At 35.6% G+C, this 13,117-nt stretch carries 9 protein-coding genes and 2 pseudogenes; 10 read left to right on the forward strand and 1 reads right to left on the reverse strand.

Translation table 11 applies throughout. The features are described from left to right. Nucleotides 1-43 precede the first annotated feature (43 nt). The 9 genes from JQC93_RS14865 to JQC93_RS14905 all read left to right on the forward strand — a co-directional run bounded on the left by JQC93_RS14865 (nucleotide 44) and on the right by JQC93_RS14905 (nucleotide 10,914). Nucleotides 44-1,831: a thiamine pyrophosphate-binding protein gene (locus tag JQC93_RS14865; RefSeq protein ID WP_205159201.1), complete on the forward strand. Its 1,788-nt coding sequence runs from the start codon at nucleotides 44-46 to the stop codon at nucleotides 1,829-1,831. Then, nucleotides 1,832-2,965 carry an NAD-dependent epimerase/dehydratase family protein gene (locus JQC93_RS14870; protein WP_205159202.1) on the forward strand — a complete coding sequence of 378 codons (1,134 nt, stop codon included), beginning with the start codon at nucleotides 1,832-1,834 and terminating at the stop codon, nucleotides 2,963-2,965. Further along, nucleotides 2,958-4,451, forward strand: a complete 1,494-nt coding sequence (locus JQC93_RS14875; RefSeq protein WP_205159203.1) for an MATE family efflux transporter — start codon at nucleotides 2,958-2,960, stop codon at nucleotides 4,449-4,451. Before JQC93_RS14870 ends, JQC93_RS14875 begins: the two co-directional genes overlap by 8 nt. Then, nucleotides 4,448-5,593: a polysaccharide pyruvyl transferase family protein gene (locus JQC93_RS14880; RefSeq protein ID WP_205159204.1), complete on the forward strand. Its 1,146-nt coding sequence runs from the start codon at nucleotides 4,448-4,450 to the stop codon at nucleotides 5,591-5,593. Before JQC93_RS14875 ends, JQC93_RS14880 begins: the two co-directional genes overlap by 4 nt. Then, nucleotides 5,580-6,443, forward strand: coding sequence for a glycosyltransferase family 2 protein (locus tag JQC93_RS14885; protein ID WP_205159205.1), 864 nt, complete (start codon nucleotides 5,580-5,582; stop codon nucleotides 6,441-6,443). Before JQC93_RS14880 ends, JQC93_RS14885 begins: the two co-directional genes overlap by 14 nt. Further along, a complete protein-coding gene (locus tag JQC93_RS14890) occupies nucleotides 6,440-7,321 on the forward strand; it encodes a glycosyltransferase family 2 protein (protein WP_268980181.1) in 882 nt (293 codons plus the stop codon). Before JQC93_RS14885 ends, JQC93_RS14890 begins: the two co-directional genes overlap by 4 nt. After that, the gene (locus JQC93_RS14895) at nucleotides 7,311-8,324 is read left to right on the forward strand and encodes a glycosyltransferase family 4 protein (RefSeq protein ID WP_205159207.1); all 1,014 of its coding nucleotides are present in this window, start codon (nucleotides 7,311-7,313) and stop codon (nucleotides 8,322-8,324) included. The genes JQC93_RS14890 and JQC93_RS14895 overlap by 11 nt, the downstream gene beginning before the upstream one ends. Continuing rightward, on the forward strand, nucleotides 8,318-9,352 hold the full coding sequence (locus tag JQC93_RS20515; protein WP_205159208.1) for an EpsG family protein: 1,035 nt from the start codon (nucleotides 8,318-8,320) through the stop codon (nucleotides 9,350-9,352). The genes JQC93_RS14895 and JQC93_RS20515 overlap by 7 nt, the downstream gene beginning before the upstream one ends. 446 nt (nucleotides 9,353-9,798) lie before the next feature. Further along, nucleotides 9,799-10,914: a glycosyltransferase family 4 protein gene (locus JQC93_RS14905; RefSeq protein ID WP_205159209.1), complete on the forward strand. Its 1,116-nt coding sequence runs from the start codon at nucleotides 9,799-9,801 to the stop codon at nucleotides 10,912-10,914. A gap of 267 nt (nucleotides 10,915-11,181) precedes the next feature. Here the strand turns inward: JQC93_RS14905 and JQC93_RS14910 are convergent. Then, a pseudogene (locus JQC93_RS14910) lies at nucleotides 11,182-11,613 on the reverse strand (DDE-type integrase/transposase/recombinase); the annotation flags it as partial. A gap of 320 nt (nucleotides 11,614-11,933) precedes the next feature. Between JQC93_RS14910 and JQC93_RS14915 the strand changes: the two are divergent. Next, a pseudogene (locus tag JQC93_RS14915) lies at nucleotides 11,934-13,099 on the forward strand (nucleotide sugar dehydrogenase). Nucleotides 13,100-13,117: the final 18 nt, after the last annotated feature.

Below are 13,117 nucleotides of genomic sequence, written 5' to 3' on the forward strand. Positions count from 1 at the left end.
GTCTCATCAGTCTATCCAATATTATGATCTTAGGAATTCTAAAATGAGTTATACCGACGAACGACATGCACAAATAGTATTAGCTCTTTTAAAGCAACATGGTGTAAGAAAAGTCGTTGCGAGTCCAGGTGCTACGAATATACCGATTGTTGGTAGTATGCAGGGAGATCCATATTTCGAAGTTTACTCATCTGTTGATGAACGATCCGCAGCATACTTTGCTTGCGGATTAGCCGAAGAATCCGGCGAAATAGTTGCCATCTCATGCACTGGAGCTACGGCATCAAGAAATTATTTACCTGCATTGACAGAAGCATATTATAGAAAGCTGCCAATACTCGCGATCACTTCATTTAATGGTAACAAGTTAATAGGTAACTTGGTCCCCCAAAACATTGATCGAAGCGTATTGCCTAATGACGCAGCAAAACTATCTGTGCAACTTCCGATAGTTAAAGATAAGTCAGATGAAGAGTTATGTAACTTACTTGTAAATAAAGCAATCTTAGAAGCAACGAGAAATGGTGGAGGCCCGGTACATATCAATCTTACGACCACGTACAAAGGCACATTTGAAACAAAACAACTTCCTTATGAGCGAATGATCAATCGTATCTCTGCGAGCGATGTTGCTCCCGAATTTGGTAGTAAGAAAGTAGCTTTGTTTTTAGGCTCACACCGCGCTTTTTCAAAGTCTGAAACATCCGTGATAGAGGAGTTTTGTGAACGAAATGGGGCCATTGTTTTATGCGACCACACTAGTGGGTATCGAGGTAAATACAGGATACAGGCAGCATTAATTACTAGCAACATATCAAAACACAATTCAATTTGGAGTACATTAAAACCAGATTTAGTTATTCATGCAGGAGAGGTTTCTGGTGACTATCCGGGCACTAGGGTTCTTATGGAAGCTAGTGATGTCTGGAGAGTATCGGAAGACGGAGAGGTGCGAGATCGCTCCGGCAAACTAAAACTTGTAGTTCAAGGGAGTCTTACTGAATTTCTGTCTAAGCAACGCAACCGTAATTTTACTACCAACGTTTTATATGAAAATTGGAAACGTGTTGATCTGGAATTAAGGGACAGTTTACCTGAAATACCCTTTTCTAATCCTTGGATAGCTCAACAGCTGCATACTAAAATACCAGAAGGTTCCTATGTGAATTTAGCGATCTTGAACACTCTTCGTAGCTGGAACCTTTTCGAATTAGATGAATCCATTTCAACATTTGCTAATGTAGGTGGTTTTGGTATTGATGGATGTGTGTCCTCTATGTTGGGAGCCTCTCTAGTTGACAACGAGAAACTATACTTTGGTGTGGTTGGGGATTTAGCTTTTTTTTATGACGTGAATGCTATCGCTAATAGACATATTGGAAATAATGTTCGTATTTTGATAATAAATAATGGGTGTGGTACGGAATTTAATATATCAACGCACACAGGATCTCAATTTGGTTCTAAATCAAACGAATTTATAGCAGCTGGAGGTCATTTTGGCTCTAGTTTTGACAAGTCAAGCAAGGTATCTCCAGCGGAAGAAAGAACAACGAGCTCGTTAGCTGAAGCTTGGGCTGAGAAGTTGGGATATGTTTATTTGTGCGCAGATAACAAGAGAACCCTTTTAGAAAATTTAGACAAATTTGTGAGCAAAAAAACGGATTCTCCAGTTATTCTAGAATGCTTTACCGATTCTGACGATGAGTCAATGGCACTGAAACTAATGTCGAGTCTAAGTAAGTCGAATAAAGAGAAGTGGATTGGAGTAGCAAAAAAACTTCTACCTAGTACCGCTACAAGCAAAATTAAGCAAATCCTAGGTAATTAGATGATCCAAACTACCAATCTTGAAAATAAAAACATACTTCTTTTAGGTGGTACAGGTGTCATTGGCAAAAGCTTGATCAAGTATTTGAATCAAAGTCATGCCAACTTATTCGTTACAACTAGACGTGAACTGAAATCAACTGAAAATGTCAAGTATATTAGAGGTGATGCGAAAGATAATCAATTTCTGAGAAAGCTACTGTCTCAATATAATATCGATGCGATAATCGACTTTATGATTTACGATACGCTTGAATTTTCCGAACGTATTGAACTATTACTATCAGATAAGTTTCAATATGTCTATTTGTCTACATATAGAGTATATGCCGAATCAATAAATGAACTGAAAGAAGATGCGAATTATCTTAAAGATAGTATTAATGACCAGAATTATCTTTCAACTAATGAATATGCACTTACTAAAACTGAACAAGAGTTATTAATTAGAAGCAGCGAGGGTACCAAATGGACAATAATTCGGCCTTCTATAACATATGGTGCGAATCGATTGCAACTAGGAGCCTTCGAATCGGATCTAATATTACCGAGAGTAGCTAACGGTTTACCTGTGCCTTTACCCACAGAAATTCTTGATAGAAAAGCTTCGATAACAGCGAGTAAAGATGTTGCAAAAATGATATGTGGATTACTTATGAATGAATCAGCATATGAAAATATCTTTAATGTAACTACATCGGAGAGTTTAACGTGGCGTGAAATTTCGAACATTTATAGTGAAGTTATCGGCTTAGAGCTAAGAGAAGTTTCGCTAGACGATTTTTTAAAAATCGAAGGAAATATCTGGCAAGTTAAATATGATAGGATGTTTGATAGGACTTGTTCTAACGATAAAGTACTAAAGGCAACTAATCTGGATATTACAGATTTAACTCTCCCTACCTTAGGACTAAAGAGGGAGCTAGAAAATATAGACTTGAACAACTTCAAAAATAGTTTAGGAACCTTCAATCGTAAGAATGGGAATATAGATAGAATTCTGGGTATATTTAGGACTCCAGTTAATCTAAATTTTAGAAGCTATATACAGTATTTAGTTGGAAGGGTTGTTATTTTAGAGGTGCTCTATCTAAAATCTAAATCACTATACGAAACATGTAAAAAGAATGACTAAAAATACCGTTTATTTATATTTAAGATTGCTTTTTACAATGCTAATCTCCATTTATATATCTAGAGTACTTTTAGACATAATGGGGGTAGATGATTTTGGTATTTTTAGCGTAGTAACGTCTTCAGTTACGATGTTTTCATTCTTGAACAATTCTCTGGCGTATGGTACCCAAAGGTTTATAACCTATGAAATAGGTAAGGGGAATAACTCCAAAGTTAACGATATATTCTTGATGAGTGTCAATATTCACTTTATTTTCTCTACACTTATAATCATCTTTGCTTTACCTATTGGTTATTATTTGATCTACTCAAAGTTAAACATTCCACCCAATAAGTTGGATGACGCATTTTATGCTTACGTTTTTGTTCTTTTCGGATTTTTTATAACCCTTTTAACCACGCCATACTCAGGTGTATTAATTGCCAGTGAAAGATTCGATATAGTAGCTATCCTAGGTGTATTAGAGTCAATACTAAAACTGTCAGCAACATTTTTCCTGTATTACATGTATGAAAGCAATGTGTTAACTAATTACGCTATATTATTGTTTATAGTCAGTTTGATAGTGCGTGGAGCTCATGTATTTTATGTGAACAAGAATATCGACTATTGTAGTATATATTTTTATTGGAATAGCCTTACTTTTAAAAGAATGTTTTCATTTTCATCTTGGGGCTTATTTGGTGGTGTGTCTTCTATATTGATGAACCAAGGAATAAATATAATTTTGAATATTTTCTTTGGGCCAGCTATAAATGCGGCAAGATCACTTTCTCTTCAAGTGAGTAATGCAATGAGCCAGTTTTCATCTAATCTACAGATGGTGTTCAGGCCACGAATAATCAAATCCTATGCGAGTCAAGACGAATCTGAAGCATTAACTATCACATTGTATGGTGCTAAATATAATTACCTTCTAATTCTATACTTAGCGTTACCAATTGTTTTCTGTTCGAATGACTTATTGGGCCTTTGGCTAGGAAGTGTTCCCGAATACACATCCGAATTTTTGATTGTCTTGATATTTGTTTTGTTGTCTGAGTCGTTATCGGGTACGCTTATGGCGCTTGTCTCTGCTACCGGTAAAATTAAGAAATATCAGGTCGCTGTTGGGATTGTCTTATTGCTAAATTTGCCAATTACATATGTATTGATAAGTAAAGGTTACCCGGCTATCTACTCTGTTTACATTCAATTTTCTTTGTCTCTAATTGCTTTGTGCGTTCGATTAGCGGTTTTAGAAAATCAATTTAAAGGGCTCTCGTACCAATATCTTAGAGTAGTCATTGTTAGGATAGTACCGGTTACTGTTGTGTCTTACTTCATATCAGATCTTGTGTATACAGATACTTTTGATTTCCCACTATTTAATATAATTTATTGTTTTGTAATTACATCTTTTTCCCTTACCATAACCAGTTACTGCTTTGGTTTGGAAAAGCGAGAGAGGGGTTACGTTTTAAAGAAAGTGAAGATGATATGAAAAAAATTGGAATATTGACATTGCCACTTTGGAATAACTACGGTGGAATTTTACAATGTTTTGCATTGAATTCAAAATTAAAAAGCTTAGGTTATGAGACTCTTGTCATAGATTATCAAAAGAAACCTCAGTCAAAGGTGGATAAAATAAACATTACTCTTAAAAACTTTACGAAAAGAACGTTATTCAAAAACAAGAAGATGAACCTTTCACAAACGGACGAATTTAGAGCATATGTTTCAAGTAAAACAAGAAACTTTGTGGAGAACGAATTAAATCCTCTTTCAGTTAAAATCTGCAAACTATATGATTTAAGAGCTTTGAATAAAACTTTGGATGGGGTAATAGTTGGTAGCGATCAAGTATGGAGACCCGATTACGCTCCGGATTGGAAGGCATATTTTTTGGATTTTCTAGAACCAAGTAAAATAAGAGTGTCTTATGCTGCATCGTTTGGCAAAGAGAATGTGAATTTTACTGATGAGCAGCTACAGATATCAAGACGAGAACTGAGTAAATTTAACGCGATCTCGGTCAGAGAGAAAAGCGGTGTAAATATTGTAAAAAACGAATTTGGCTTCAATAGTGATTGGGTGTTAGACCCAACTTTTCTGCTAGAGAGTTCAGAATATAGAGAACTACTAGAAAAATATAGAGAACCGAAGAGTAAAGGGAATTTATTTACTTACATATTAGACCATAATAGTGGTTCTACAAGTATGATAAATAAAGTATCTGAGGCTTTAAATCTAATTCCATTTGAAGTTAACTCCAGAGTTCCGAAAGTGGATTATGTCAATATTGATTCACATGTCTATCCAAATGTTACTAAGTGGCTAAAGGCGTTTGATGATGCTGAATTTGTCATTGCCGATTCTTTCCATGGATGTGTATTCTCGATTATATTTAACAAACCTTTTATAGCTATTGGGAATAAGCAGCGTGGATTGACACGATTTAATTCTTTATTAGAAACATTTAATTTAGAGTCAAGGCTTGTGCTAAACAGCGAAGATATAAATGAAAATTTGATCAATTATAAGTTTGATTGGGATGCAATAAATAGAATTAAATTGAAAAAGAAAGATGATTCTCTGAGATTTTTGAAGGAAGCATTAAGTGGTCAAAATGAAGAATATTAAATTTTCTCTAATTTTATGTACTGTTGGTGACTTTAAGTTCATTGAAAATTTATTTGAGTCTCTCTGTGATCAAGAGTACAAGAACTTTGAAGTGGTTTTAGTTGACCAAAACGAAGACTCCAGATTAGATAATTTACTAGAGTCTTATAAAAACAGGCTCGAATTGGTTCATTTAAAAAGTGAAAGAGGGTTATCAATTGCTCGGAATGTTGGAATTCAAGCTGCCAAGGGTGATATATTTTCTTTTCCAGATGATGACTGTACGTATCCGAAGGAGCTTTTGAATAAAGTGAATTTGTTTTTTAAGGATACAAATTATAGTGGGCTAGTTATCAGAGCTAAAAATAGCGTTCCTGGTGGCAGGGTTTTGCATGAGAATGATCCTTCTCAAGAACTAACTAGGGGTAACTGTTTGTCACTTGTGCACTCTATCTCATTATTTTTGACACGTGATATTGTCGAGTCAGTAGGCGACTTTGACATTCATTTGGGATTAGGTGCAAATACTATATTTCAAGGTCAGGAAGATCGTGACTATCCAATAAGGGCATTGGATGCTGGTTTTCAGATCTACTATAAAAATGATATTACAGTTTTACACCCTTGGGATGATCCAGAGATAGATGAACAGAAAAACCTTATTGCGCGCGCATTTAAAGGCGGTGCTTCAGAAATGTATCTGCTCAATAAACATAACTTTGGGATTACATTTAAAATTTCTAGAGTTATCAGAAAAATTATGGCTATTACGTACTTCGCCATTTATAAAAGGAACCTTTACAAGATGAGAAGTTCTTTGAGTGGTTTAAAAGGTATGGTTCGATACTTTAACACGAAAACGCTTCCATGATAAATATTTCAGTTTTTACGCCAACATATAACAGAGTCGAGTCATTGACTAGACTTTATCAGAGTTTAAAACAACAATCATATAAAAAATTTACGTGGGTGATTGTTGATGATGGCTCGATAGATACTACTAAAAGCACGGTAGCTACCTGGGTTAGTGAAGGGACTATTGACATTAAATACTACTACCAGAGCAACGCCGGGAAACAAAGGGCATATAACCTTGGAATAGAAAAATCTGAGGGAGACTTATTTATCTGTATAGATTCTGATGATATCTATATAGATAGCGCATTTGCTATTATTGTAGAAACATGGAGAAAAATAGCAAACAAGAATGATTATATTGCAATATCTTATCCTAGCAAAAGTTTTAACGGCAAGTTAATCGGGACGATGTTTCCGAAAGATTTTATGTCTGAATATCACTTTATTATGCATAATTATAATAATATAGAAGGTGATAAAGGTATGGCTTTTGACTTGAGAAAGTTGAAAAAATTTCGTTTTCCAGTTATTCCCGGTGAAAAGTTCATGACAGAAGCTCTTCTTTATAACAGGCTATCGATTAGATATAAAACAAAATACATTAACCAAGCTTTAGAGGTTAAAGAATATTTGAATGATGGTTTGAGTAGCAAGTATCGCTCTCTCTTGATAAATAATCCGCTTTCATCTGCGTTGTACTATTCTGAGTTTCGATATCATAGATTGTCGCTTAAACTGAAAGTTAAATCCATTCTATATGAAATGCGCTATTTGTTGCATTATGGTTCATCTTGGATAAGAATAATTGAATCACATACTTTATATTACACAATTCCTTTGCTTCCATTAGCAATTATTCTCTATTGTAAGGATTTGAAAAATGAAAAGTAGTACAAATATTTTATTTGTTGGAGACTTAAAAAATAATCGAGGCCCAGCAGTTGTTAATAAATACCTATATGAAGTTTTGGGTTCAGACGTTTTTTTTTTGAATGAAAGAACAAAATTTAGGAACTACATTGCCTTTCTTGGAAAGTTTTATAAGTGCGAAGTCATTGTTTGTTCTGGTATTAGTCTTTTAGGTTTGTTGAGTTCAATTTTTAGTCTTCTAGTTAACAAGAAAATTGTTTACTTGATGCATGGTGCAATTGAGTTAGAGAAAGAGTATAAAAACTATGATCGACTTTCGATTATTATAGAGAAAATTTTGCTGAAAAAGGCAAGAAAAATCATATGTGTTTCTCATATGTATAAAGAAAGACTTTCAAAAAATTATTATTATCAGAAATATACTAGTAAAGTTGTTGTAATACCAAACGGATTTAGTTTCAAAAGTGCTCCTATTGAAAATGTAAACAATATCAACAGCCCTGAATTAGATCGGATTAGCGAGTGTTTAACAAAAATTAAGAAAAGAAAGATCTTATCAGTAGGTGGTGGAAGAAAAGAGAAAAATATTATAAATATCTGCCGTGCAATCGCTTTATCGAAAGAAAATACGTATGAACTGATCGTGGTAGGTGCTGATGGGCCGGATACTGAAGAAATTAAATCATACTCTTTTGTTAATTATATAGGTGAAGTCACGCAGCAACAGTTATTTAAAATCTATAGTTTTGTGGATTTATACGTCCAATTTAGTAAGCTTGAGTCATTTGGTATGGCACCTGTCGAAGCTGTACTACATGATTGCGATCTTTTACTGTCTAATGATGTGGGCATCTCAGAGTATGTCTCTAGTGAATATGTATTTGATGCAGATGATATTGTAGGCCTTAGTATGGCACTAAACACCAAAAATAATGATTTGGTAAAACAACAGTTACTATCAAACCTCAAATCATGGGAAGATTGTGCATCAGAACAATATATTGAGTGGCGTAAAGTTTGTTAGAATATATCCTTTTTTCGGTTTTAGTCATTTCTCTAATTTTTTACTACTATATCAGTGGTATAGAACTAATAAAATATGCATTATTATTAGTTCTAATATTGTTTCTAGGATTAAGACATTACGTTGGTACAGATTTTCCTGCTTACGTAGATTCCTTTAAATCTATTGATTTAGGATTAGTCAAATTCCAAGGCAAAGAAATAGGTTTTACATACATAAATTATATGCTGAAGTTTTTCTTCGGATTAAATTATCAAAGTGTGTTTTTATTTTGTTCATTTATAACAATTGCCTTCATAAGTTCTACATTATCCAGTTTTAATAGTAGATTTATTTATGCTTTCGGATTGTTCTTATATGTGTTTTCTGGGTTTTACACACAATCCTTCAACATAGTAAGGCAAGCTATGTCGATGGCGATCGCTATTTATTCTCTAAGATATGTAAACGAGAGGAAATTTTTCTCATTTTATTTCTTTGTCGTACTTTCTATGCTATTTCACACAACATCTGTTGTTTTTTTACCGCTGTACTATATTTATAGAATTAAATTGAGTAGGAAGTTTTTATATGGTATTTTAGCTTTTGCTTTTATCGTTAAATCCTATATTTTTAGCGCCTTAATATATATCCTTAATTTATTGAACTTAAGGTATATTTATTTTTTAAATCCAGGTGAGGATAATGTAACTAGTGGCACAGGTTTGATGCAATATGTTACATTAATAATGTTATTGGTTGCTATCCTGTACATTGACAAAATCGAGAATAAATACCTTATTTATTTCAAAGTCTTTTATTTGTATGTGCTTTTCAACCTAGTCTTTTTTGACTTTATGCTAGGGATAAGAGCAATTCAGGGTTACAAGTTATCTATGATTATTTTACTGCCTTATCTCTTTAGTTTACTGGGGAAACATTCTCGATATCTCATTGTTTTGCTGTGTATAGTCTATTACTTGGGCTTTTGGAAATTTATTGCAGGTTCAAGTAATGTCATTCCCTATTCTATTAATTTGAACTTTTAGCTTTAAATCAGGAATATAATTGGCTTAGAGCCTTTTATCAGATTAAAAAGTAGTAAGGCTTTTATTAATCACATAGTGTACTAGGTAAACCTTGGGTTTTCTATTTTAAGGCAAGCAGGAAAAAGGAAAGTTTATCATGAGGGCTATTTCCTAATATCTGTTAGGTTTTGAGAAAATACTATTTACTTGAATGTGGGCGTATTTATCGCGAAATCATCAAATCAAGATAAATACCAATTGTTCTGTTTGAAATAATTAGATCTAATGTTATATTCCGTAGAGTTAGGCCAGATGGAATTTATGCTCTTTTATAATGGACTATTGTTTTCTTTTCTTCTTTTTTAGTGGTTGTTTCATACATTTTATAGTGTGATTAGAGCAATTAAAATATATAAAATTGAAATTATCAACAGTCAACCTATCACGAATTTTATTGCGAATATGTTATGAAAAAAATAATTATCACTTCAAATACTAGTTGGTATTTGTATAACTTTAGAAAAAATACAATATTGGCACTACTAAATTCTGGTTACAGAGTTGTAGCCGTATCGCCTAGAGACGAATACTCAAATTTGCTAGTAGACCTTGGTGCTGAATTTCAACATATCGATATTGATCAAGGTGGAACTAACCCTTTCAATGACGGATTAACATTTATTAAGTTTATTGGCATTTACCTAGTGTTACGTCCAGATGTTGTTTTAAACTTCACACCCAAAAATAACATATATAGTACTTTATCAGCCAAGTTAGTCGGCGCTAAATCTATCAATAATATTGCTGGGCTTGGTATGGTATTTATAAATGAAAATATTACGGCTAAGTTGGCTCGGTTCCTATATAAAGTGAGTCAACCTAAGGCACACAAAATATTTTTCCAGAATGAAGAAGATAGAGCTCTATTTGAAAAATATAAACTAGCGCCAATGGATATTACTGACAGAGTTCCTGGCTCTGGAGCAGATCTCTCACGCTTTTCGATTACTGAAAGTGACAACGATGGCTGTGTGCGTTTCTTACTTATTGCACGAATGCTTTATGATAAAGGGATTGGACACTATGTTGAAGCTGCACGTGAACTTAAATCGAAATATGGTTATAAAGTAGAGTTTCGTCTGCTTGGTTTTTTGGATGTAAACAACCCTTCCGCAGTATCAAAACAGGATATGCAGTGTTGGGTCGATGAAGGGATTGTAAATTATTTGGGTGTCTCTGACACGGTAGAAAAAGAAATAGGTAAAGTCGATTGTATGGTACTTCCTTCGTTTTATAGAGAGGGAGTTCCAAAATCACTTTTAGAGGCTTGTGCCATGGGCAAGCCTATCGTAACGACTGATAATGTTGGTTGTCGAGAGACTGTGGATGATGGCAATAATGGATACCTCTGTGAGCCACGTAGTACTGAAGATTTGATCGGCAAGCTAGATAGAATGATAAATCTCACTCACTCCCAACGCCTTGAAATGGGATTGAAAAGTCGGGAAAAGGTCGAGCAAGAGTTTGATGAGAAAATTGTTATCGACAAGTACTTAGACGCGGTGCGTTCCGCCCTAACTTGACCGCTGAGGAATTAATTGTGACGGACGCACAACCCTAGCGCTATTAAACGTTCGCGGTTAAATATCAACTATCGCCAAAATAGTTGCTCGGGTACTTGATAAAAGTGCTATTTAGTCAGCGTGGAGGTACATCCAAAATTGTGCTGGAGTACGAATAGGGTCCATTCACTTACATTGGAGCTTTCACCAATACAAATGGCAGTGTTGGTAGTGCCCTTCATTAAGTGATGGTTATTTGAGCGCTGATTGTTCAACGGTTTGTAGTGGTCAAGTTAAATTGGCCACGGTTTTATAAGTTTGCCAGTAGAGTCGTTCCGACTCATTTGGTGTGAGACCGCCATTGTACTTATGCGGCCTGATTTGGCTGTAATATCTAATGATGTAGCCAACAATGCTGTTCCAGGCCTCGGTTAAACTCTGATAGCCACCGATCGGCACCCATTCTGTTTTTAAGCTTCTAAAGAAGCGTTCCATAGGACTGTTATCCCAGCAGTTTCCTCTGCGCGATAAGCTTTGTTTTATCTGATAACGCCATAAGGTCTGATGGTACTTTCGACTAGTGTAATGCCTTCCTTGTTCGCAGTGGAACATCACTCCTTTAGGCTTGCCACGGCTTTCATAAGCCAATTCTTAGGCTTTGCTTGTCAACTGACTATCGGGCGAAAAAGACACAGCCCAACCAATGGGTTTACGAGCAAACGTAAGCGGTTAATGAACCAGTGAAACTCTACTTTTCTTCGTTAATTTGAAAGTTCCATGGCATGAGATCCGACACCTCTTTTGCTGATGTTGCCCATACGTCATAATGGCTGCAATAACTATAGGGTTGTTGGGTTGGGCACTTTTTCGCAAGCGGAATTTCTTTTAGAAAAACGAAGGGTCGATTCACGCTGCCTTTGATGTTTGTCACGACTAATCATAGTTGTAATAATTTATTGCATATATTAATTATCACATAATAAGAGTGCTAGGCACCGTGGTGTCCTGGCTTTTTATACTATTCAGTAGGCTAAACCATAATGAAAATTGCAATTGCTAGAACAGGCTACGTCGGCCTGTCTAATGCCATGCTATTGGCGCATAACCACGATGTTATCGCGGTAGATATTATCCCAGAAAAAGTGGATATGCTGAACAATCGTCAGTCTCCTATTGTGGATGCTGAAATATCGGATTTTCTAGCTAATAAGCAGATTAGCTTTGAAGCGACGTTAGATAAACACTACGCCTATCAAGACGCAGAGTATGTGGTGATTGCTACGCCTACCGATTATGACGTTGAAACGAACTACTTTAATACCTCTTCTGTAGAAGCCGTCATTGAAGACGTGATGGCGATTAATCCCCATCAGTAATGGTGATTAAATCTACTGTGCCAGTGGGTTATACGGCTCGAATTAAGCAAGAGCTGGGTTGTGAGAACTTGATGTTTTCGCCGGAATTCTTGCGAGTAGGTCGCGCGCTTTATGACCACTTACACCCTTCACGTATTATTGTCGGTGAACGCAGTGAACGTGCCAAGGTATTTGCTGACCTGTTAGTTGAAGGCGCGGTTAAAGACGATAGTGAAGTACTGTTTACTGACTCGACTGAAGCCGAAGCGGTAAAGCTGTTTTCTAACACTTATCTCGCCTTGCGCGTGGCTTATTTCAACGAACTAGATACCTACGCGGAAACTCACGGACTCGATGCTCGTCAAATCATCGAAGGAGTAGGCTTAGATCCTCGTATCGGTTCTCACTATAACAATCCATCATTTGGTTACGGTGGTTACTGCTTACCGAAAGACACCAAACAGCTTCGTGCCAACTACGCGGACGTACCCAATGAAATCATTGGTGCGATTTTGGATGCCAATACTACCTGTAAAAACTTTATTGCCGATTCCATTATCAAGCGTAATCCACAGCGGGTGGGTATCTACCGCTTAATCATGAAGGCCGGCTCTGATAACTTTCGCGCATCTTCAATACAGGGGATCATGAAGCGTTTAAAAGCGAAAGGTATTGAGGTGGTGGTTTACGAGCCAGTGCTGCAAGAAAGTGAGTTTTTCCATTCACAAGTGATGAAGAACTTAGATGAGTTTAAAGCATCGTGTGATGTGATTGTATCAAACCGTATGGTGGATGAGATCCGCGATGTGGCTGATAAAGTTTACACACGCGATTTGTTTGGTTCAGATTAATATCATCTTTGGATCAGG

It is taken from the genome of Vibrio ulleungensis (assembly GCF_016900875.1).
Classification (GTDB): domain Bacteria; phylum Pseudomonadota; class Gammaproteobacteria; order Enterobacterales; family Vibrionaceae; genus Vibrio; species Vibrio ulleungensis.

Bases quoted from the DNA above. Each gene is read 5' to 3' on its own strand.
- JQC93_RS14865 (WP_205159201.1), top strand. From the start codon at position 44: ATGAGTTATACCGACGAACGACATGCACAAATAGTATTAGCTCTTTTA.
- JQC93_RS14870 (WP_205159202.1), top strand. From the start codon at position 1,832: ATGATCCAAACTACCAATCTTGAAAATAAAAACATACTTCTTTTAGGT.
- JQC93_RS14875 (WP_205159203.1), top strand. From the start codon at position 2,958: ATGACTAAAAATACCGTTTATTTATATTTAAGATTGCTTTTTACAATG.
- JQC93_RS14880 (WP_205159204.1), top strand. From the start codon at position 4,448: ATGAAAAAAATTGGAATATTGACATTGCCACTTTGGAATAACTACGGT.
- JQC93_RS14885 (WP_205159205.1), top strand. From the start codon at position 5,580: ATGAAGAATATTAAATTTTCTCTAATTTTATGTACTGTTGGTGACTTT.
- JQC93_RS14890 (WP_268980181.1), top strand. From the start codon at position 6,440: ATGATAAATATTTCAGTTTTTACGCCAACATATAACAGAGTCGAGTCA.
- JQC93_RS14895 (WP_205159207.1), top strand. From the start codon at position 7,311: ATGAAAAGTAGTACAAATATTTTATTTGTTGGAGACTTAAAAAATAAT.
- JQC93_RS14905 (WP_205159209.1), top strand. From the start codon at position 9,799: ATGAAAAAAATAATTATCACTTCAAATACTAGTTGGTATTTGTATAAC.